Annotated in this window: 18 protein-coding genes and 1 pseudogene; 5 read left to right on the forward strand and 14 right to left on the reverse strand. The window is 72.3% G+C overall.

Annotated elements, in window-relative coordinates; translation table 11 throughout:
* Window position 1 precedes the first annotated feature (1 nt).
* Window positions 2-622, reverse strand: a complete 621-nt coding sequence (locus tag FB563_RS15575; protein WP_055708077.1) for a DUF47 domain-containing protein — start codon at window positions 620-622, stop codon at window positions 2-4.
* Between the two features lie 205 nt (window positions 623-827).
* On the opposite strand from FB563_RS15575, the gene FB563_RS15580 reads away from it, so the two are divergent.
* Window positions 828-1,133 (forward strand): metal-sensitive transcriptional regulator, encoded by a 306-nt coding sequence (locus FB563_RS15580; protein ID WP_055708076.1) that lies wholly within the window; start codon window positions 828-830, stop codon window positions 1,131-1,133.
* Window positions 1,134-1,140: 7 nt separating this feature from the next.
* Here FB563_RS15580 and FB563_RS15585 read toward each other — a convergent pair whose 3' ends face one another.
* Entirely contained in the window at window positions 1,141-1,338 is a 198-nt protein-coding gene (locus FB563_RS15585) for a hypothetical protein (protein ID WP_079048939.1), read from the reverse strand.
* A 92-nt stretch (window positions 1,339-1,430) separates the two neighbouring features.
* On the reverse strand, window positions 1,431-2,279 hold the full coding sequence (locus FB563_RS15590) for an SCO4651 family lipoprotein (RefSeq protein WP_055708074.1): 849 nt from the start codon (window positions 2,277-2,279) through the stop codon (window positions 1,431-1,433).
* 142 nt (window positions 2,280-2,421) lie between these two features.
* On the opposite strand from FB563_RS15590, the gene FB563_RS42940 reads away from it, so the two are divergent.
* On the forward strand, window positions 2,422-2,595 hold the full coding sequence (locus FB563_RS42940; protein WP_167528488.1) for a hypothetical protein: 174 nt from the start codon (window positions 2,422-2,424) through the stop codon (window positions 2,593-2,595).
* On the opposite strand, the gene FB563_RS15595 is transcribed toward FB563_RS42940, so the two are convergent.
* The 7 genes from FB563_RS15595 to mshD form a co-directional block, all read right to left on the reverse strand.
* On the reverse strand, window positions 2,577-2,984 hold the full coding sequence (locus tag FB563_RS15595; RefSeq protein ID WP_055708073.1) for an NUDIX hydrolase: 408 nt from the start codon (window positions 2,982-2,984) through the stop codon (window positions 2,577-2,579). The two genes, FB563_RS42940 and FB563_RS15595, sit on opposite strands and share 19 nt — an antisense overlap.
* A gap of 19 nt (window positions 2,985-3,003) precedes the next feature.
* Complete coding sequence (locus FB563_RS15600) at window positions 3,004-4,086, reverse strand: CHAD domain-containing protein (RefSeq protein ID WP_142218729.1); 1,083 nt, start codon at window positions 4,084-4,086, stop codon at window positions 3,004-3,006.
* Window positions 4,067-6,421, reverse strand: a complete 2,355-nt coding sequence (locus FB563_RS15605) for an RNA degradosome polyphosphate kinase (RefSeq protein ID WP_199833017.1) — start codon at window positions 6,419-6,421, stop codon at window positions 4,067-4,069. The genes FB563_RS15600 and FB563_RS15605 overlap by 20 nt, the downstream gene beginning before the upstream one ends.
* A 542-nt stretch (window positions 6,422-6,963) precedes the next feature.
* Window positions 6,964-7,965 (reverse strand): hypothetical protein, encoded by a 1,002-nt coding sequence (locus FB563_RS15610; protein WP_055706601.1) that lies wholly within the window; start codon window positions 7,963-7,965, stop codon window positions 6,964-6,966.
* Entirely contained in the window at window positions 7,962-8,858 is an 897-nt protein-coding gene (locus FB563_RS15615; RefSeq protein WP_055706600.1) for an ABC transporter ATP-binding protein, read from the reverse strand. The genes FB563_RS15610 and FB563_RS15615 overlap by 4 nt, the downstream gene beginning before the upstream one ends.
* Window positions 8,855-9,241 (reverse strand): GntR family transcriptional regulator, encoded by a 387-nt coding sequence (locus FB563_RS15620; protein WP_055706599.1) that lies wholly within the window; start codon window positions 9,239-9,241, stop codon window positions 8,855-8,857. The genes FB563_RS15615 and FB563_RS15620 overlap by 4 nt, the downstream gene beginning before the upstream one ends.
* Before the next feature lie 94 nt (window positions 9,242-9,335).
* Entirely contained in the window at window positions 9,336-10,262 is a 927-nt protein-coding gene (mshD, locus tag FB563_RS15625) for a mycothiol synthase (RefSeq protein ID WP_055706598.1), read from the reverse strand.
* 183 nt (window positions 10,263-10,445) lie between these two features.
* Here mshD and FB563_RS44910 point away from each other — a divergent pair, with 183 nt between their 5' ends.
* Together FB563_RS44910 and FB563_RS15630 are read left to right on the forward strand one after the other, a co-directional pair.
* Complete coding sequence (locus FB563_RS44910; protein ID WP_267888650.1) at window positions 10,446-10,568, forward strand: hypothetical protein; 123 nt, start codon at window positions 10,446-10,448, stop codon at window positions 10,566-10,568.
* A 265-nt stretch (window positions 10,569-10,833) separates the two neighbouring features.
* Window positions 10,834-12,653: pseudogene (locus tag FB563_RS15630) on the forward strand (ABC transporter ATP-binding protein).
* Between the two features lie 10 nt (window positions 12,654-12,663).
* On the opposite strand, the gene FB563_RS15635 reads toward FB563_RS15630, so the two are convergent.
* Together FB563_RS15635 and FB563_RS15640 are read right to left on the reverse strand one after the other, a co-directional pair.
* Window positions 12,664-13,311 (reverse strand): Uma2 family endonuclease, encoded by a 648-nt coding sequence (locus FB563_RS15635; RefSeq protein ID WP_055706597.1) that lies wholly within the window; start codon window positions 13,309-13,311, stop codon window positions 12,664-12,666.
* A gap of 137 nt (window positions 13,312-13,448) precedes the next feature.
* Window positions 13,449-14,318, reverse strand: coding sequence for an NmrA/HSCARG family protein (locus tag FB563_RS15640; protein ID WP_055706596.1), 870 nt, complete (start codon window positions 14,316-14,318; stop codon window positions 13,449-13,451).
* Window positions 14,319-14,438: 120 nt separating this feature from the next.
* Between FB563_RS15640 and FB563_RS15645 the strand changes: the two genes are divergently transcribed.
* Window positions 14,439-14,927, forward strand: a complete 489-nt coding sequence (locus tag FB563_RS15645) for a MarR family winged helix-turn-helix transcriptional regulator (protein WP_079048799.1) — start codon at window positions 14,439-14,441, stop codon at window positions 14,925-14,927.
* 31 nt (window positions 14,928-14,958) lie between these two features.
* Here the strand turns inward: FB563_RS15645 and FB563_RS15650 are convergent, their stop codons facing one another.
* Window positions 14,959-16,440 (reverse strand): sensor histidine kinase, encoded by a 1,482-nt coding sequence (locus FB563_RS15650; RefSeq protein ID WP_055706595.1) that lies wholly within the window; start codon window positions 16,438-16,440, stop codon window positions 14,959-14,961.
* Window positions 16,437-17,171: a response regulator transcription factor gene (locus FB563_RS15655; protein ID WP_055706594.1), complete on the reverse strand. Its 735-nt coding sequence runs from the start codon at window positions 17,169-17,171 to the stop codon at window positions 16,437-16,439. The genes FB563_RS15650 and FB563_RS15655 overlap by 4 nt, the downstream gene beginning before the upstream one ends.
* Between the last annotated feature and the right edge of the window lie 58 nt (window positions 17,172-17,229).

Here is a 17,229-nt window from a genome sequence, read left to right on the forward strand (position 1 = left end):
CTCAGGACTCCTTGACGGCGATGGTCTCCACCGTGTTCGCCACGTGCTCGAACGCGTCCGCCGCCTCTTCCAGGACGTCCACGATCTGCTTGAGCTTGAGCACCTCGATGGCGTCGTACTTGCCGTTGAAGAGGTGGGCCAGCAGCTTGCGGTGGATCTGGTCCGCCTGGTTCTCGAGGCGGTTGACCTCGATCCAGTACTCGGTCAGGTTCTCCATCGTGCGGAGATTGGGCATCGCCTCCGCCGTCAGCTCGGCGGCCCGGGCCAGGACCTCGATCTGCTGCTCGACGCCCTTCGGGAGCTCCTCGACGTTGTAGAGGACGACCAGGTCGACGGCCTCCTCCATGAAGTCCATGATGTCGTCGAGGGACCCGGCGAGGGAGTAGATGTCCTCGCGGTCGAACGGCGTGATGAACGAGGAGTTCAGCTGGTGGAAGATCGCGTGCGTGGCGTCGTCACCCGCGTGTTCCGCGGCCCGCATACGCTCTGCGATCTCGGCTCGGGCAGATGCGTCCGCCCCGAGCAGTTCCATCAGGAGTTTCGAGCCGGTGACGATGTTGTCCGCGGAGGCGGCGAACATGTCGTAGAAGCTCGTCTCCCTGGGGGTCAGACGAAAGCGCACGTGGGGTCCTCGGGGTGCTTCGGTTTCGGTCACGCTGATGCTAGGCGCATCATTCGGCCACGGCTATCGGGCCGCATCCCAGTGTCGCCCATCGGGCAGAGTGATCAGCACGGGGGCGTACGAAGGGCTCTCTACCCCGCGAAATTGGTTACCATATACCCACCAGGGGTATATATCCGCGGCTCGTCCGAGAGGGAGGCCTGTGATGACGACGACCGAGGCCGGCGCCACGCACGGCTACCACAAGCAGAAGGACGAGCACCTCAAGCGGCTGCGCCGGATCGAGGGGCAGATCCGCGGCCTGCAGCGGATGGTCGACGAGGACACGTACTGCATCGACATACTGACCCAGGTCTCGGCGTCCACCAAGGCGCTGCAGTCCTTCGCGCTGCAGCTGCTGGAGGAGCACCTGCGGCACTGCGTGGCCGACGCGGCCCTCAAGGGCGGCGACGAGATCGACGCGAAGGTGGACGAGGCGACCAAGGCGATCGGCCGTCTGCTCCGGTCCTAGCCGCCGGTCACCAGTTGCCGGGTCCCGGCTGCCGGTCCCGGCCGTCGCGTTCCTCGGCCACCCGCAGCACCTCGTCGATGCTCTCCAGGCTGAGCCGCTCCTCGGCCGCGGAGGCCGCGATGATCAGCTCCCCGCACAGTTCGATCTCGGCGAGGGCCACGTGGTCCTGTACCGCCGTCCCGCCGACCGGTGCCACCCGCCTCACCTCTTCCCTGCCGTCGCCGACTTCCTAGAGTAGGCAGCGCCCTACACCCCGCGCATGGCACGGACGGGCTACTTACCGGGTGGTGCCGGGGACTAGTCGCGCTCCTCGGCGATACGGCCCGCGTAGATGTCCGCCGGGCGGGGCAGCCGTACGTCGGCGGGGGCGCCGAAGTCGTACAGCAGGGTCGTCGAGGCGACCGCCACCGGGGTCTTCTGCCGGCCGTTGACGAAGCTGAAGCGCTGCCTGAGCTTGCGGATGCGGCCCTGGTCGTCGAGATAGGCGTCGAACGGCACTTCGGCCGTGGCGAACCCTTTCGCCGCCGCGGCCAGTGGTTCCCTGTTCTCGGCGGAGGCCTGACCGGCCGCGCTGGTCAGGTCCGCGGTGCCCCGGTAGTGCCGTACGGCGGTCCCGGCGACCTCGGTCCGGCCGACGTAGGCCGCCGTCCGCGTCCCGCGCAGCACCTCGGCCGCCGCGTACGGGTCGGTCGCGCCGCCGGTGACCAGGTTGCCGTCGGACAGCGTGGCGGTGTCCACCCGGACCCACTTGTCGGGGGGCACGCCCGCGCCCCGGTTCTTCATGAACAGGGCGCCGGGGGCGAGGAGTTCGGTGATCGGTTTGTGCTCGGAGGTGCCCGCCGGGTCCTCGGGCAGGACGACGGTGAGCCGGCCGAGCCGGTGCCGGAAGTCGTAGACGCCCTGGCCGCGGATGGTGACCCGGGTGCCGCCCGTCGCCATCTCCATGGAGGTGGTGGCCTTGGAACTCCCCGTGCCGCGCAGGGTGTCGGCGGCCCGGCGCAGGACGGCGACCGGATCGCCCCCGCCCTTGACGTCCTCGGCGGCGGCCCCGAAGCCGGAACAGCCCGTGGCACCCGCCCCGAGGCCGAGCATGAGCCCGACCGCGACGACCGTCCTGCCCGCGTTCCTGTGCTGCCGCCGATCCATCGCCTGCCTACCCCCAGCCGGTACGTCCGTCACGGGCCCCCTACTCGTCCGGTTAACGACGGGTAGGGGGCGCCGTCACGCGCCGCCGGGGGCGGGCAAGGCCGTACGAGCCCTTTACCGTGCGGCCGGTAACGTTGTCAGCGTGGCGCAGCAGGAGGGGCCGGAGCGCGTCCGGCAGGGGCAGGAGCACCTCACCTCGACGACGGAACAGGGCCGCTTCTGCGTGGCCCGCTGCAGTTGCGGCTGGCGGGGTCCCGCCCGCCGGGCCCGCAGCCAGGCCCGTACGGACGCGGAGGCTCACGCCGCGGAGCTGTGAAGGGCGTCGATGAGCTCGCGGTCGCGGGGCTGGGTGAGGCGGCCGCGGGCCGCGGCGGGGGAGAGCCACAGGATCCGGTCGACCTCGGCGTTCGGGGTGAAGTGCCCGGAGACCGCCTCGGCCGCCCAGTAACGCACCTGCTTCGGGCGGCCGTTCGCGAGATACCGCAGGGTCGGCAGCTCCGCGCCGGGCTCGGCCGTGTACCCGGTCTCCTCCGCGACCTCCCGAAGGGCGCCCGCGAGCGGGTCCTCGCCGCGCTTGAGCTTGCCCTTCGGGTGCGACCAGTCGTCGTACTTCGGCCGGTGGACAAGGCAGATCTCCAGGTCGCCGGAGACCGGCGAGCGGCGCCACAGCACGCAGCCGGCCGCCCGCACCAACGTCTCGCTCACACCGCCTCCTCGGGAGAACTCAGGGTGTGCTGACGGTCTGCTTCTGCCAGGCCTGCTGGAAGGCGAACCTGGCGGCCTCCACCTCGTGCCGCTGGTCGGCGTGGAGCACACCGAGCGCGTACGCCGTCGCCGGGGCGATCCGGGGCGTACGGGCGGCCTGGGCCGCCGCCGCTGCCGCCTCCGAGGCGTCCCGGTGCCGGTTCAGGGCCCGGCCGGCCGCGAGCAGGCCCACGTCCGCAGGAGGGTTGCCGCCGTGCAGCGCCTCCTGGGCGTACCGGTGCAGGCGCAGCAGCAGCCGGACCTGGTGCCAGGGGCCGTCCTGGGGGTGCGGGGACGGGTCCGGGGACAGTCCGTGTACCAGCGCCTCCGCGTTGTACGGGTTCCCGGCGACGACCAGCGGCAGCGCGGCGATCGCGTCTGTCAGCCGTTCCTCCGCAGCGGCTGCCAGGGGGCGCAGGTCGGTGGTGGGCGCCGTGGGGGTGAGGGGGACCTCGCTGGCGAGTACGGCGACCTTGTCGGCGACGGCGTGGAAGCGGGACGAGCCGAGGGCCTGGAGCGCGGTGGAGTGGGCCCGGGTCCGGGCCAGGGTCAGCTGGCGTTCCAGGAGCGCGCCCGCTTTGGCCGCGCCCACTGTCAGGTTGCCGCGTTCCTGGGTCGCCGCCGGGTGGGCCGGGCCACCGGAGTCGGAAGGTGCCGCCGCACCGACCGCCACGGTCGTGACGGCCTGCACCGGGAGCGCCGTCGCCCCCGACAACCGGTGCAACGCCAGCAACAGCCGTTCCAGCCGGGCCTCGTACGCGTGCTCCAGGCCCAACGTGCCGGACAGCCAGGCCAGTTCGGGGCGCATCTCCTCGGACCAGTCGGCGTCGAGGAGCGGACGGAAGGTGTGCAGGCTGCCGCTGATGCGGCGGGCCGAGCGGCGCAGCAGGCGGGCCCAGTCGACGGACTCCTCCGCACCGGCCGCCGTGGTGCCGCCGGTCTCGCGGTGCAGGCGCAGGGCGCGGAGGAACTCCGTGGCCTGCGCGCGCAGGTACGCCCCGAGGGCGTCCCCCGTCACCACCTCGGCCGTGGGGTCCGTCGGGTCAAGGTGTTGCTGTGCCACGCCGGCGCCTCCGGGCGTCTATGAGCATCTCCTGGACGTTGCGCAGGGGCTGGCCGTCCGCGTCGGTCGCGTGTCGCGTCCACTCGCCGTCCGGACCGAGGTGCCAGGAGGAGGTCGAATCGGACATGCCGGTGTCGAGCAGCCGGTTGAGGGCCGCCCGGTGGGCGGGGTCGACGACCCGCACCAGGGCCTCTATCCGGCGGTCGAGGTTGCGGTGCATCATGTCGGCGCTGCCGATCCACACCTCGGGCTCGCCGCCGTTGCCGAAGGCGAACACACGGGAGTGCTCCAGGAAGCGGCCGAGGACCGAGCGGACCCGGATGTTCTCGGACAGGCCGGTGACGCCGGGGCGGAGCGCGCAGATGCCGCGCACCCACACGTCCACCGGCACGCCCGCCTGGGACGCGCGGTAGAGGGCGTCGATGACCGCCTCGTCGACCATCGAGTTGACCTTGATGCGGACGAAGGCCGGGCGGCCCGCGCGGTGGTGCTGGACCTCCTTGTCTATCCGCGAGATCAGGCCGTCGCGCAGGGACTTGGGGGCCACCAGCAGGCGGCGGTAGGTCTCCCGGCGGGAGTAGCCGGACAGGCGGTTGAAGAGGTCGGAGAGGTCCGCGCCGACCTGCGGGTCGGCGGTGAGCAGGCCCAGGTCCTCGTACAGGCGCGCCGTCTTCGGGTGGTAGTTGCCCGTGCCGACGTGGCTGTAACGGCGCAGGGTCTCGCCCTCCTGGCGGACCACCAGGGACAGCTTGCAGTGCGTCTTCAGGCCGACCAGGCCGTAGACGACGTGGCAGCCGGCCTCCTCCAGCTTGCGCGCCCACTTGATGTTGGCGTGCTCGTCGAAGCGGGCCTTGATCTCGACCAGCACGAGGACCTGCTTGCCGGACTCGGCGGCGTCGATGAGCGCGTCGACTATCGGGGAGTCGCCGGAGGTGCGGTACAGGGTCTGCTTGATCGCGAGGACGTCCGGGTCGGCCGCCGCCTGCTCCAGGAAGGCCTGCACGGACGTGGAGAAGCTGTCGTACGGGTGGTGCAGCAGCACGTCCCGGGTGCGCAGGGCCGCGAAGATGTCGGGCGCGGACGCCGACTCGACCTCGGCGAGGTCGCGGTGGGTGCCGGCGATGAACTTCGGGTATTTCAGCTCGGGCCGGTCGAGGCTGTGGATGCGGAAGAGACCGGTGAGGTCGAGGGGACCCGGCAGCGGGTACACCTCCGCCTCGGAGATCTTCAGCTCGCGGACCAGCAGGTCCAGCACCTCGCGGTCGATGGACTCCTCGACCTCCAGGCGCACCGGCGGGCCGAAGCGGCGCCGCATGAGCTCCTTCTCCAGGGCCTGGAGCAGGTTCTCGGCGTCGTCCTCCTCGACCTCCAGGTCCTCGTTTCGGGTGAGGCGGAAGGTGTGGTGCTCCAGCACCTCCATGCCCGGGAACAGCTCCTCCAGGTGCGCGGCGATGACGTCCTCGATGGGGACGTACCGGCCGGGGCTGCTCTCCAGGAAGCGGGACAGCAGCGGCGGCACCTTCACCCGCGCGAAGTGCTTGTGGCCGCTCACCGGGTTCCGTACGACGACGGCCAGGTTCAGGGAGAGGCCGGAGATGTACGGGAAGGGGTGCGCGGGGTCGACGGCCAGCGGCGTCAGCACGGGGAAGATCTGGTGCCGGAAGAGCGTGAAGAGCCGGGCCTGCTCCTTGTCGGTCAGCTCGCTCCAGCGGACCAGGTGGATGCCCTCCTCCGCCAGAGCGGGGGCGACGTCCTCGTGGTAGCAGGCGGCGTGCCGGGCCATCAGCTCGCGCGAGCGGGCCCAGATCATCTCCAGCACCTCGCGCGGCTGCAGCCCGGAGGCGGACCGGGTGGCGACCCCGGTGGCGATACGGCGCTTCAGTCCGGCGACCCGGACCATGAAGAACTCGTCCAGGTTGCTGGCGAAGATCGCGAGGAAGTTCGCCCGCTCCAGCAGCGGTGTGTTCGGGTCCTCGGCCAGCTCCAGAACGCGTTCGTTGAAGGCCAGCCAGCTGCGCTCACGGTCGAGGAAACGGCCCTGGGGCAGGGTGGTGCCCTCGGCCTTCGACTCTTCGTACGCGTCCAGGTCCGCGTCGAGGTCGGGTTCGAGGTCGGACACCGCGCCCTGCGCGACATGCGTGCGGTGCGCGGCTATGGAGCCCACGTCGGGCTGGATGCGCTGGACCTCTGCCTGGGTGTCTGGCTGACTCATGACCCCATTCTTCCGCGCCACGGGCATCACAGGCGCGTCGGAACGTGCGGGCGGGAGCGTCACGGCCCCGTTCCCCGCGGGCCCCTCGGGGGGCGGCGAAGGCTCTGGCACGACGGGCTTCATTGGCCGAGCGTCGCAAGTCTGGCTGAATCGATGGTTACGGCGACATGACGTGCGGGATAGCGCGGGGCGGATCACAGGGGGCGCGGTCGCGAAAGCGACGGGTTGCCGTGCCCGGCGCAGGCGCCGGAACCCGGCAGGGCGCGCCCGCGCCCACCCGCACCGGAAGCCGCCCGCGCCCACCCGCACCGGAAGCCGCCCGCGCCCACCCGCACCGGAAGCCGCCCGCGCCCACCCGCACCGGAAGCCGCCCGCGCCCACCCGCACCGGAAGCCGCCCGCGCAGCCGCACGAGCCCATCCGGCACCCGCAGCGGCCCGAGCCCCCGCATCGGAAGCGGCCCGAGCCCCCGCATCGGAAGCGGCCCGAGCCCCCGCATCGGAAGCGGCCCGAGCCCCCGCATCGGAAGCGGCCCGAGCCCCCCGCACCGGTCCCCGCAGCCGCCCGCGCCCATCCGGCACCGGAAGCCGCCCGCCTCGCACCGCCCGCGCAGCCGCACGAGCCCATCCGGCACCCGCAGCCGCCCGCGCCCCCGCCGTACGGCGATCAGGCGCCGACGAGCGCACCCTTCGCTTCCACGGCCGCCCCGGCCCCCCGCAGCGCCCCTGTCTGCCGCCGCAGCACCAGGTAGGAGGCGAGCACCAGCAGGCCGGTGACCACCAGCAGCAGTGCGCCGGTGGTGAGCTGGAGGGGCCAGTAGTGCGAGTAGGACGTGTTGAAGTAGCCGGCGGCCTCCGCGTAGGCGGCGTCGCACGAGCCGCTGCCGCACGTCACGTGCGCGCCGGTCCTGGTCACCAGGCCCTGCTCGACGACCATGCCGTCCCCCCGGTAGCCCTGCTGGCGGGTGCCGATCGTGGTGACCGCCGGCCACAGGTGGCGCATCAGCTTCTCGGCCAGGCCGCCGATGCCCGCGGTGACCAGGAGGCCGGCGACCAACGCGGGCAGCGCACGGCGCAGCACCAGGCCCGCCAGGGTGCCCGTGGCCAGCCCGGCCAGGGTGAGGGCGGCGGTGGTGGGGCCGTTGGCGTGGAAGGTCCACAGGTCGTACGAGCGCTTGGCGGAGTCGATGCGGCCCCGGCCCGCCGCCCAGGCGCGGTTGTGCAGCCAGAACAGCAGACAGGTGCCGGCGGTGACGACGACCGACGGGACGGCCAGCCGGACCGTGAGCCAGCGGGCCGGGGAGGTGCTCTGGGTCCAGGCCAGCCTGGCGGAGCCGGTCTCCAGTTCCCGGCCGGTCAGGGCGGCGCCGGCCCAGGCGGCCACCAGGAAGGGCAGCGCGGTCAGGGCGAGGGTGGCGTAGTCGTAGTAGTCCTTGTAGCGCAGGATCGCCGCCTGGTCGTAGCGGCACCTCATCATGTCGGTGCACGCGTCGAACTGCCGCCAGCCCTCGGCCGCCGCGTCGGCGAACGGGCCGGCCAGGGCCAGTTGCACCGCGGTCAGGACGATCACCAGGGCGGCCCAGCCGTACAGCGCGGGGCGGTGCAGCCGCAGCATCCAGCGGGCCGTGCGCGGCCGGGCGGCGGTCGGAGCGGTCAGGGCGGTGGTCACGCGGCACTCTCCTCTGTGACGGCCGGAGCGGTGGTCAGGGCGGGGGCCTCGGGATTGCGCAGGTGGGCGAGGACCAGTTCCTCCAGCGAGGGCGCATCGGCGCGCCAGTCGGCGGGGAGCGGCCCGGCCGGGCGGATCAGCGCGGTCAGCTGGCGGCCGGTGACGCGGGACTCGACCACGGTGTGCGGGCCGAGATCGGTGCCCTCGGCGGGGCCGCTCACGCGGACGTGCGCGTCGAGCAGGTCACCGATCTCGCCGGCCAGCCGGATCCGTCCGCCGCCGACGAGGAGCAGATGGTCGCAGGAGTCCTCCAGCTCGGCGACCACGTGCGAGGACATCGCGATGGTGGTGCCGCACCGGGCGGCCTGGGCCATCAGCGTGCCCATCAGCTCGTGCCGGGCGAGGGGATCGAGGTCGGCCATCGGCTCGTCCAGGAGCAGCAGTTCGGGCCGTTTGCCGAGGGCGAGGGCGAGCGCGACCCGGGTGCGCTGACCGCCGGAGAGGGAGCGGATGCGGGCCTTGGGGTCCAGGTCGCCGCCGGCGACGACGTGCTCGGCGGCGGCCCGGTCCCAGTGCCCGGGGTTGAGGTCGGCGCCCATGCGCAGGATCTCGGCGATGGTGAGCTGGGGGTAGAGCGGCTTGTCCTGGGCGACGAAGCCGACCCGGGGGCGGGCCGCGGCCGGGCTGGTGCCGAGCACCCGTATCCGGCCCTCGGTGGGCGGGAGCAGTCCCGCGGCGAGGGCGAGCAGCGTCGACTTGCCGGCGCCGTTGGGCCCGACGACGGCGCACACCCGCCCGGCGGGCAGCCGCAAGGCACAGTCGCGCAGCGCCCAGCCTCCCCGGCGCCCGAAGCGCTTGCCGAGGCCGGTCGCCTCGATCGCCGTGTCGCTCATGAACGTTCTCCCTGGAAGTGCGTGTCGAGTACGGCGGTGAAGAGTGCGGCCACGTCGTCCCGCTCCAGCCCGGCGCCGCGTGCCCGCTCGGCCCATGCCTCCAGCTCGGTACGGAGGGAGGGGTCGACCGGGGTGGTGCCGAGCGCCCGCCGCACGAAGGTCCCAAGACCCCGGCGCGCCTCCACCAGTCCCTCGCGTTCCAGTTCCCGGTACGCCTTCAGGACGGTGTTGGGGTTGATCGCGGTGGCCTCCACGACCTCGCGTGCGGTGGGCAGCCGGTCGCCCGGCCGGAGCAGGCCCATGCGCAGGGCCTGTTTGGTCTGCTGGACGATCTGCACGTAGGTGGCGACCCCGCTGTGCCGGTCGATGCGGTACTCGACCATGCGTTGAACCACCCTTTCACTAATTGAGTAGTGAAAGGTGTGTGTGTAAGGAAGGGGCGGCCGTCAAGCCGGCCGCCCCTCGTCCTGCCGTGTGTCAGGTTTCCGTGCGGTACATCAGGTCCGTCTCGTACGTCGTGAAGCCCAGCCGCTCGTACACCGACACCGCCGCCTGGTTGTCGGCGTCGACGTAGAGCATCGCGGTCGGCAGCTGCTGGCCGGCCAGGTGGCGCAGGCCGATCGTGGTGAGGGCCTTGCCGAGCCCGCCGCCCTGTTCACCGGGGCGGACCCCGAGGACGTACACCTCGCCCAGCCCCTCCTCGGCGTGCACCTTGGTCCAGTGGAAGCCGACCAGCTCCCCGCGCCGCTCGGCGAGGAAGAACCCGGCCGGGTCGAACCACGGCTCGGCCTTGCGGTCGTCGAGGTCCCGCTGGGTCAGCGAGCCCTGCTCGGGGTGGTGGGCGAAGGCGGCCGCGTTGACCGCGAGCCAGGCGGCGTCGTCCTTGCCGGGCACGAAGGTGCGCACGCTCACGCCCTCCGGCAGTACCGGCTCGGGCAGCCGCAGATCGGTCAACGGCCGCCGCATCTGCCGCAGTTCGCGGAACAGGGTCAGGCCGAGCACCTGCGCGAGGTGCCGGGCGGCGGGATGCCCGCCGTGCGCCCACACCCGAAGCCGCTTGCCGGAGGCGGCGAGCAGCGCCGAGCCGAGCGCCCGGCCGTGCCCGTGCCCGCGGTGCGCGGGGTGTACGACGAGTTCGGCGGCCGGCGCCTCCACCGGGTCGGTGTCCTCCAGCTGGGCGTAGCCGACGAGTTCGCCGTCGACGGTCAGCAGCAGATGCGAGACGCCCTCCCGGGCGCCCCCGCGCAGCTGCAGCCGGCCCTGCTCGGACACCGGCTGCTGTCCGTCGACCGCGGCGGCCTCGGCGAGCAGGGCCCGCACGGCCTCGGACTGGTCCGGGGTGAGCGCGGAGTGGGTCTCGAGGGAGCGGGAGGGGAAGGCCCGTACGGTGTCGTCGCTGCTCATGCGTAGAGGGTACGGCAGCCACCCCGTAAAACCTATGTGAATGGCGTCGTGGTTCCCGGAATTGCCCGTGAATTGCCCACAGGGCTCTTTAATTGAGGTCTCACCGGAATCCGCTTTTCCTGGCTCTCGAATGCCGTAATGTTTTCCGTGTCGAAAGCGAGCCGCATCGAAAGGGAAAAGCAGATGAGCTTCCACAGGATCGTCCCGGTGTGGAAGACCCGCAAGCCCGCCCCCGTCCCGGCGCCGCACCACAAGAAGCGCGCCCCCAAGAAGCACGAGCCCAAACGCCCGGTCGGCCGCAAGTAATTCTCAGGAATCACAGGAAACGGGGAGGGTAATTCCATGTCCTTCCACAAGCTCGCCCCCGGCGGGAAGCACTGCAAGCCCGCCCCGGAGCGGAAGAAGCCGGCGCCGAAGAAGCCCGCGCCGAGGCGCCGTCCGGTCGGAGAAAAGCGCTGAGTCAGGCCGTCGTGAGGCCGGGTCACCGGTTACCGCGTGGTCGTACCGGTGGCCCCGCCTCGGGCGTGTGCGCAGGGCGTGTGTCCACAGCTGTGGAAAGGAGTTGCCGTCGATGCCGAGGGAAGCCCGGAGGGCCTTCGGGCGGTTCTGGCCGCTCACCCGCGGGGACCGCAGGTGACTCGGGGTCGTCATCGTCTGCGTGGTCGTGGCCGCGCTCGCCGAGACAGCCGCGATCCCGCTGTTCGCCGAGCTCACCGACCACGCCCTGAAGGCCGGTTCGCTGTCCGCCTTCTGGGGTCCGGCCGGCGCCTGGCTCGGCGTGGCCGCGCTCGCCGCGTTCGTCGGCTGCCTCGGCAACTCGCCGGCCACCTGGACCGCCGAGAGACTCGTGCTACGGCTGCGCGCGGCCGTCTTCCGGCACGTCCAGGACCTGCCGCCGCACTTCTTCCAGCAGCACCGCCAGGGCGACCTGGTCGAACGGCTCACCGGGGGCGCCGAGTCCATCGAACAGCTGGTGGTCTCCGGCGTCGTAGGGGCCGTATCGGCGGCCTTCTCCGCCGCGTTCTACGCCACCGCCGCCTTCTGGCCGCGCTGGGACCTGGCGCCGGCCACCTTCGTGCCGGCGCCGCTGTTCCTGCTCGCCGCGCGCCGCTTCTCCGGCCGCATCGAACAGGCATCCCGTGACGGGCGGGTCGCCGACGGCGCGATCACCTCGGTGGTGGAGGAGTCGCTCGGCAACATCGTGCTGACCCAGGCCTACAACCCGCGCGCGGACGGAGGAGAAACGGCTCGACCGCGAGGCCCGCGCCTGGATGCGGGCCAGTGCGCGCGGGGTGCGGCTGAGCGAGATGTACGAGCAGTTCGTCGAGGTCGTCGAGACGCTGTGCGTGCTCGCGGTGATCGGCCTGGGTGTGTGGGAGATCTCCGCCGACCGTATGACCCTCGGTCAGCTCCTCGCCCTCGCCGCCTTCTCGGCTACCTCTACCCGCCGGTCCGCAACCTCGGGCAGCTCGGTCTCGCGGTCACCGCCGCCACCGCCGGTGCGCACCGCATCGGCGAGATCCTCGACGCCGAGCCCGCGGTCACCGATCCCGCCGGCCCCGTCCCGCAGTGGCCGGTACAGGGCTGGATCGGCTTCCACGACGTCTCCTTCCGCTATCCCGGCTCCCCCCGAGCCTCACTCCGCGACGCTGAATTCACCGCGCAGCCGGGCGAGTTGGTGCTGATCGCCGGTGCGAGCGGGGCGGGCAAGTCCACCGTGGCGAAGCTCCTCACCCGCTTCTACGAACCCCTCGGCCGGCGTGATCACCCTGGACGGCGTACCGCTCACCGACGTGCCCCTGCACTTCCTGCGCGAGCAGGTCGCCCTGCTGCCGCAGCAGACCTTGATCCTCAACGGCACCATCCGCGAGAACATCGCCTGCGGCCGCCCCGGCGCGACGGACGCCGAGGTCGAGCAGGCGGCGCGGGACGCGGCGGCCCACGACTTCATCACCGCGCTCCCCGGCGGCTACGACACCCCCATCGCCCCCGGCACCGCCGCCCTCTCCGGCGGCCAGCTCTGGGGGTCCGCCCAGGCCCTTGAGGCACTGGGGGAGCATCGCCATCGCCCGCGCCATGCTGCGTGCGGCCCCGGTCCTCGTCCTGGACGAGCCCACGGCCGGCCTGGGCGCGGTAGCCGCCCGCCAGGTCGTACGGCCCCTGCGCCGCCTGATGTCCGGCCGTACGACCATCATGATCACCCGCGACCTGTCCCTCGCCCCCGACGCCGACCGCATCCTGGTCATAGACCGGGGCCGCCTGGTGGAGACGGGCACGCACGCCGAACTGCCGGCGCGGGGCGGCGCGTACGCCCGCCTGGCCTCACCCCTCCCGGAGACGCTCACGGCCCCGGCGCCGACGGCCGACGACAGGCTGGTCCTCCGCTGGTGAGGAGCCGCGGTCAGCTCCGCTTGGGCCCGGTGATGCCCTCCCCGACGACGAACCCCTTGGCGGGGCCTTCCGGGATGGTCACCTCCGTGCCGTACGGGACCCGGTGGATGTCCTCCCAGTCGGCCTTCTCGGGCCGCGGGCCGGTGAAGAGGGTGACGGCGCCCTGACCGTCGTAGTCGTCGATGAGCAGGTAGACGGGGATTCCGGCGCGGGCGTACTCGCGGCGCTTGCGGATGCGGTCGCGGTCCTGGTTGCGTTTGCCGGGGGAGACGACTTCGACGACGAGGTGCACGGCGTCGGCCTTCACACCCACGTCGTCCTCATCGCCGCACGGTTCGGTGTCCTCTGGGGCGATGAAGGCATCAGGGATCCACGCTTTGCGCTTGTGGATGACGTTCACGTCCTGATGACAGGCGTACTCGGTCCCATCCAGAAACTTGTCGAGAGCCCTTCGCAGGCGGTTGGTGATCTGACCGTGCGAGCGGCGGGCGGTGGGCGACACCTCGATGGCTCCCTCGATGATCTCGGCGCGGTAGCCCTCGGGGAGTTCCATGGCCTTCCATGCCTGCCACAGGACTTCGTCCAGGTCGGGTCCGTTCAGAGATTCGGCCTGCGCCTCGGACATGGTCTTCGGCCTCTCTTCTGCGAGAGCGGTCAAGGTGGCACCTCCTCCTCAAGTGTGGGCTGGGTGTGCGAGCGGCACAAGCAACGCGATCACCGTAGGCGTGGCGGGGTATATGACTGGGGAAAATGACATACGCTCAGCCGTTCGGGCGACGGCCGAGGCCCTCGCGGTCACCCCTGACCCAGCAACGCTCCCCAGTCCTCCCCGGCCGCCCAGTCGGTGAAGGTGTGCCAGGTGAGCTCCGGATACGTGCGGTGCAGGGCCGGGGTGTCGACGTCGAGGCCGGTGGTGGTGAAGTAGGCGAACATGGCCGCCAGGTCCGTGGAGTGGGTGCGGACGATGTCGAGGGGGACCTCGTGGTGGGTGATCGGGCGGCCCGTGGCGGTGGTGAGGGCGGCCGCGATCTGCTGCGGGGTGCGGGTGTCGGAGGCGATGTCGATGCGGCGGCCCGTGAAGTCCGTCCGGCGTTCGAAGACCAGCGCGGCGAACGTGCCGATGTCGGCGGCGGGGATCAGGGCGAAGGGCCGGTCGGCGGGCATGGGCCAGCCGAAGACGCCCTCACGCAGTCCGGAGAGGGTCCAGCCGGTGGCGTAGTTGTCCATGAACGCCGCCGGGGCGATCACCGTCCAGGGCACGCCGGACGCGCGCAGGTGACGCTCGACCTGGTGCTTGCTCTCGTAGTGCGGGATGCCCGTGGCGCGGTCGGCGTGGGCGGCGGAGGTGAGGACGACGTGTCCGAGGCGGGCGGCCGCCGCGGCGTCGACGAGGGCCCTGCCCTGGCGCACCTCGGTGTCGGTGTCGGTGCCGAAGGGAGTCGTGACCGCGAAGAGCGCGTCCGCGCCGGCGAGGGCGGCGTCGAGCGAGGCGCGGTCGTCGAAGTCGGCGTGGCGGATGTCGGCGCCGAGGGCGTGCAGGGCCGCGGCGGCCGACGCGTCCGGGTGGCGGGTCAGGGCGCGGACCCGGTGCCCGGCGGTCAGCAGGGCGCGGGCGGTGGCTCCGCCCTGGGCGCCGGTGGCGCCGGTGACGGCGACGGTGAGCATGGGTGTCCCCCGGTGGATAGGATGACGGACGGCTGATAGCTGCGTGACGCATTAGCTGCGCCATGCAGGAGAGTAGCGAGAATTCGCTGCGCCGCGCAGTGATTTTTGGAGGCGAGCCACGTGACGGACATGACCGAACCGCGCCGGGCCCGGCTGTACGAGGAACTGGCCACGGAGTCGCGCCGCTACCACGCGGCGTTCGTGCTGTTCAACCAGGCCGTCGCCGACCACCTCGGCCTGCACCCCACCGATGTGCAGGCCCTGAGCCTGCTGACCGTCGAACCGGCGCCGCTCACGGTCCGGCAGATCGCCGACCTCACCGGCCTCACCACGGGCTCGGCCACCCGGCTGGTGGACCGGCTCGAACGCGGCGGCTATGTGGCCCGTACGCCGGACGCGCGGGACCGCCGCCGGGTACTGGTCAGCCCGGTGCCGGAGCGCATCGCCCGGGTCACCGCGGTGTGGGACGAGCTCGGCCGCACCTGGCAGACCCTGCTCGACGACCACAGCGAGGACGAACTGCGGACGATCACCCGCCACATGCGCCGCGCGAACGAACTGAGCCGCACCCAGATCCAGCGCCTGCGCGCCCTGCCGAAGCCGGACTGAGCCGGGCGGCCCCGCTCGCGAAAGGCTCCGCTCACCCGGCCAGGGTCTCGGCCGTCTCCGGTGTCTCCGGCGGCGGTGTCGGGGCGCCCGGCAGCCGTAGCGTCGCCACCGTGCCGCCGCCCTCCGCGCGGGCCAGGGTGACCTCGCCGCCCGCCTGCTGGACCGTGCGGGCCACGATGGACAGGCCCAGTCCCGAGCCCGGGAGGGCCCGCGCGCTGGGGGAACGCCAGAAGCGGTCGAAGACGTACGGGAGTTCGTCCTCGGGGACGCCGGGGCCATGGTCCCGGACCGTCAGGACGCCCTTGCTCAGCCGCACCGCCACCGAGCCGCCGTCAGGGCTGAACTTCACCGCGTTGTCCAGGACGTTGACGACCGCCCGCTCCAGCGCGGACGGCTCCGCCCGGACGTACCAGGGCTCCAGGTCCGCCGTGATCGTCAGCTCCGGGCCGCGCAGGCGGGCGCGGCGCAGGGCCGCCTCGACCGTGTCCTGGAACGACACCACCTGGACCCGCTCGCCCTGCTGCCCCTCCGAGCGGGACAGCTCCTGCAGGTCGCCGATCAGTGCCGCCAGTTCGGTCATCTGCGCCTTCACCGAGGCGAGCAGCGCCTTGCGGTCCTCCGGCGGGAGCGGCCGGCCGGTCTCCTCGCTGCGGGTGAGCAGTTCGATGTTCGTGCGCAACGACGTCAGGGGAGTACGGAGTTCATGGCCGGCGTCGGCGATCAGCTGCTGCTGGAGGTCGCGGGAGCTGGCCAGGGAGGCGGTCATGGAGTTGAAGGACCGGGAGAGCCGGGCGACCTCGTCCTCGCTGTCGTCCTCCACGGGGATGCGGATCGTCAGGTCCTCCGTACGCGCCACGTGCTCCACGGCCTCGGTCAGCTTGTCGACGGGACGCAGACCGGCCCGGGCCACGGCGAGGCCGGCGGCGCCGGCGCCCACCACTCCTATGCCGGAGACGACGAGGAGGATCAGGGCGAGGTCGTTGAGGGTCTTCTCGGTGTTCGCGAGCGGGACGGCGGTCATCCAGGCGGCACCCGGGTACGCCTGGGACCCCCCGGTGTCCGTGCCGATCATCAGCGGCATGGTGAGCACCCGGAGCTGGTTGCCCTCGGTGTCCGTGCCGTTGCGGAGGATGCCCCGGCCGTCGGCGCGTCCGACGACCGCACGGTCCGCCGCGGTGGTCTTCACCACGCCCGGGGAGTCCGAGGAGACACAGGCCGTGCCGTCGGCCTTGACCAGCTGCCAGTAGAGGGTGTTGCGGGGCGGCAGCCCGCTGGAGGACTGCGTCGGTTTCGACGGGCACGTGGCCAGCAGATCGAGCACCTGCCCGGGCCGCACGGGATGCTTTGCCGAGTTCTGCAGGTCCGTGTCGACCAGGTCGTACAGCTTGCCCTGCACGATGAACCACGCCGTCACCGACACCGCCGCCACCGCGAACGCCACCGCCGCCGCGACCAGCATCGCCAGCCGGGCCCGGATCGGCAGGGAGCGGTAACGCCGTACCAGCCTGCTCACTCGGCGCCGCCCTGGCGCAGGACGTACCCCACGCCCCGCACCGTGTGCACGAGGCGGGGCTCGCCGCCGGCCTCGGTCTTGCGGCGCAGGTACATGACGTAGACGTCGAGGGAGTTGGAGGAGGGCTCGAAGTCGAAGCCCCAGACCGCCTTCAGGATCTGCTCGCGGGTGAGGACCTGGCGCGGGTGCGCCATGAACATCTCCAGGAGGGTGAACTCGGTGCGGGTCAGCTCCACCTGTCGGCCGCCGCGCGTGACCTCCCGGGTCGCGAGGTCCATGCGCAGGTCGGCGAAGGTCAGCGCCTCGTCCTCCTGGGCCTCGGCCGACACCGCTGCCGCGTACGAGCTGCGGCGCAGCAGCGCGCGGATGCGGGCGAACAGCTCGTCCAGCTCGAAGGGCTTGACCAGGTAGTCGTCGGCGCCGGCGTCGAGGCCGGTCACCCGGTCGCCGACGGTGTCGCGGGCCGTGAGCATGAGAATCGGGGTGGTGTCGCCCGCCCCGCGGATGCGGCGGGCCGCGGTCAGCCCGTCCATGCGCGGCATCTGGATGTCCAGGACGACCAGGTCGGGCTTGTAGGCGGTCGCCTTCTCCAGCGCGTCCGCGCCGTCGACGGCCACCTCCGTGTCGTACCCGTCGAAGGCGAGGCTGCGCTGGAGCGCCTCGCGTACGGCCGGCTCGTCGTCGACGATCAGGATGCGCTGCGGGTCACGGTCGCCTTCGGCGGGGCTCATGGCTCGGGGTACCTCGGGGTGCGGTGGTTGGGGCGGAGGGGTAGACGGGGCGGACCGG

Source organism: Streptomyces puniciscabiei (assembly GCF_006715785.1).
Classification (GTDB): Bacteria; Actinomycetota; Actinomycetes; order Streptomycetales; family Streptomycetaceae; genus Streptomyces; species Streptomyces puniciscabiei.

Excerpts from the sequence above, each read along its gene's own strand:
- FB563_RS15580 (WP_055708076.1), top strand. The coding sequence starts at position 828 with ATGACGACGACCGAGGCCGGCGCCACGCACGGCTACCACAAGCAGAAG.
- FB563_RS15590 (WP_055708074.1), bottom strand. The coding sequence starts at position 2,279 with ATGGATCGGCGGCAGCACAGGAACGCGGGCAGGACGGTCGTCGCGGTC.
- FB563_RS15605 (WP_199833017.1), bottom strand. The coding sequence starts at position 6,421 with ATGAAGCCCGTCGTGCCAGAGCCTTCGCCGCCCCCCGAGGGGCCCGCG.
- FB563_RS15615 (WP_055706600.1), bottom strand. The coding sequence starts at position 8,858 with ATGAGCGACACGGCGATCGAGGCGACCGGCCTCGGCAAGCGCTTCGGG.
- FB563_RS15620 (WP_055706599.1), bottom strand. The coding sequence starts at position 9,241 with ATGGTCGAGTACCGCATCGACCGGCACAGCGGGGTCGCCACCTACGTG.
- mshD (WP_055706598.1), bottom strand. The coding sequence starts at position 10,262 with ATGAGCAGCGACGACACCGTACGGGCCTTCCCCTCCCGCTCCCTCGAG.
- FB563_RS44910 (WP_267888650.1), top strand. The coding sequence starts at position 10,446 with ATGAGCTTCCACAGGATCGTCCCGGTGTGGAAGACCCGCAAGCCCGCC.
- FB563_RS15640 (WP_055706596.1), bottom strand. The coding sequence starts at position 14,318 with ATGCTCACCGTCGCCGTCACCGGCGCCACCGGCGCCCAGGGCGGAGCC.
- FB563_RS15655 (WP_055706594.1), bottom strand. The coding sequence starts at position 17,171 with ATGAGCCCCGCCGAAGGCGACCGTGACCCGCAGCGCATCCTGATCGTC.